At 75.6% G+C, this 2,541-nt stretch carries 3 protein-coding genes; all 3 read right to left on the bottom strand.

Annotated features, from left to right (window positions below):
* Positions 1–453, bottom strand: a 453-nt coding sequence (locus ABD308_RS21260) for an MBL fold metallo-hydrolase (protein WP_344337553.1), incomplete at its 3' end; no start/stop codon positions are given.
* Positions 454–457: 4 nt separating this feature from the next.
* Complete coding sequence (locus tag ABD308_RS21255; RefSeq protein ID WP_344337552.1) at positions 458–811, bottom strand: histidine triad nucleotide-binding protein; 354 nt, start codon at positions 809–811, stop codon at positions 458–460.
* A gap of 101 nt (positions 812–912) precedes the next feature.
* Positions 913–2,541 (bottom strand): S41 family peptidase (locus tag ABD308_RS21250; RefSeq protein ID WP_344337550.1); only part of this gene is annotated, 1,629 nt, incomplete at its 5' end.

The following is a 2,541-nucleotide window of genomic DNA, read 5'->3' as shown; positions in this document are numbered from 1 at the left end:
CAGCCGGAAGCCGAAGGACTCCACCGGGTGGGAGAGCCGGACGGCGTCGAGCGCGAAGCGGGCGCCGGGCGCCGGCAGCGGGCCGGGCTCCTCGATCGGGCGGGGCCGCAGCACGGCCGTCTCGTGGAAGGCGGTGGCGTGGCGCAGCCGCTCGAAGTACACCTCGCCGGAGGCCGGGAAGTAGACGTCCACCGGGTGCGGGACGCGGTCGAGGTTGATCCGCTGGATCACCCCGGCGAGGCCGAGGCTGTGGTCGCCGTGGAAGTGCGTGACGGCGATCCGGGTGAGCTGGGTGGCGGAGACCCCGGCGCGCAGCATCTGGCGCTGGGTGCCCTCGCCGGGGTCGAACAGCAGGCCCTCGCCGTCCCAGCGCAGCAGGTAGCCGTTGTGGTTGCGGTGCCGGGTGGGCACCTGGCTGGCGGTGCCGAGGACGACGAGTTCGCGCTGCGACACCCGGTCAGACCATGCTCTCGGTCATCGGCCTGCCGCCGAGCACGTGGACGTGGGCGTGGAAGACGGTCTGCCCGGCGCCGGAGCCGGTGTTGAAGATCAGCCGGTAGTCCTCGACGCCCTCGTCGGCGGCGACCCGGCCGGCCTCGGCGAGCAGCTCGCCGGCGATCTCCGGCTCCGCGTCGGCCAGCGCGGCGGCGTTCGGGTAGTGGGCGTGCGGGATCACCAGGACGTGCACCGGGGCCTTCGGCGCGATGTCGCGGAAGGCCAGCACCCGCTCGGTCTTGCGCACCACGGTGGCCGGGATCTCGCCCGCCACGATCTTGCAGAACAGGCAGTCGGACTGCGGCTCGCCGGCCATCGGGGTCTCCTCGCGGGGTCGGTCGGTGGTTACGGCGGCATGCTAGCCGAGCCGCGCCGGGGCGGGAGGCCGGACCGGCCGCCCTCCCGCCCCGTACCCGCCTACCGGTGCCCGGGCACCCGCGGCGGGGTCTTGGCCGGCCGCTCGGCGAGCGCCGCCAGGGCCAGCCGGACGCCCTCGGCGAGCTGCGGGTCCTCCCCCGCCGCCCACGCGTGCGGCGGGAACGGCACCTCGACGTCCGGGTCCACACCGTGGTTCTCCACCCCCCAGCCGTGCCGCTCCGACCAGAACGCGTACTTCGGCTGGGTCACCAGGGTCCCGTCCACCAGCGAGTAGCGGCTGTCGATGCCGATCACCCCGCCCCAGGTGCGGGTGCCGACCACCGGGCCGATGTCCAGCGCCTGGATGGCCGCGTTGACGATGTCGCCGTCCGAGCCGGAGTACTCGTCGGCCAGGGCGACCACCGGCCCGCGCGGCGCGTCCTCGGGGTACGGCGACGGGTTGGCGATGTCCCGGGCGACGCCCCAGCCGACGATCCGCCGGGACAGCTTCTCGATCACCAGCTGCGAGGTGTGCCCGCCCCGGTTGCCGCGGATGTCGACGATCACGCCCTCCCTGGCCATCTCCGAGCGCAGGTCGCGGTGGATCTGCGCCCAGCCGGTGGTCTGCATGTCGGGGATGTGCAGATAGCCGAGCCGGCCCCCCGACAGCTCGCGCACCGCGGCCCGCCGGCCGGCCACCCAGTCGTGGTAGCGCAGCGCCTCGTCGTCGTCGAGCGGCACGATCACCGGGTGGCGCTGGTCGGTGCCGTCCTTGCCGGCCACGGTCAGCTCCACCGGCTGCCCGGCGGTGCCCGCCAGCAGCGGCGCCGGGCCGGTCACCGGGTCCACCGGGCGGCCGTTGACCGCGAGGACGGCGTCCCCCGGGCGGACGGCCGCGCCGGGCGCGGCCAGCGGCGAGTGCGCCCTCGGGTCCGAGGACTCGCCGGGCAGGATGCGGGCGATCCGCCACACCTCGCCGTCCCGGACCAGGTCGGCGCCGAGCAGGCCCTGGCGGCGGGCCGCCTCGGTGTGCCTCCCGGGCGGCACCACGTAGGCGTGCGAGGTGCCCAGCTCGCCGTGCACCTCCCAGAGCAGGTCCACCAGGTCGTCGTGCGAGCCGAGCCGCTCCACCAGCGGGCGGTAGCGGGCCAGCACCCCGGCCCAGTCCACCCCGGAGAGGTCCGCGCGCCAGAAGTTGTCCCGCATCAGGCGGCCGTTCTCGTCGAACATCTGCCGCCACTCGGCCGCCGGGTCGACGGTCACCCGCAGCCGGGCCAGGTCGACGTCCACCTCCTCGTCCTCGCCGGACGCCTTGTGGTCGGCGGGCAGGATCCGCAGCTCGTCCTCGTCCAGCACGGCCAGCCGGGTGCCGTCGCCGCTGACCGCGAACGCGTCCAGGCCGTCCACCAGCTGCTCGGCGCGGCGCTTGCGGAAGTCGAAGCGCTCCAGGGTGGGCCGGGGGCGCTCGTCCTCCAGCGAGGCCGCCTCGTCGCCCAGCTCGCCGACCAGCGGGACGCGCGTCCACAGCACGCCGTCCTTGGCGGCCCGCAGGACGCCGAACCGGCCGCCCTCGACCGGGAACGGCACGATCCGGTCGGCGATGCCGTCCAGGTCGACCCGGGTCACCGGCGGCGCGTCGGCCCCGCCCTCCTCGCCGTCCGTCCGCTTGCCCTTGGGCTCGTCGTCCTC

Source organism: Kitasatospora putterlickiae (assembly GCF_039527695.1).
Taxonomy (GTDB): Bacteria; Actinomycetota; Actinomycetes; order Streptomycetales; family Streptomycetaceae; genus Kitasatospora; species Kitasatospora putterlickiae.
This window is presented reverse-complemented; position numbering and strand designations above follow the sequence as displayed.

Coding starts and splice junctions, on each gene's coding strand:
- ABD308_RS21255 (WP_344337552.1), bottom strand. CDS start 811: ATGGCCGGCGAGCCGCAGTCCGACTGCCTGTTCTGCAAGATCGTGGCG.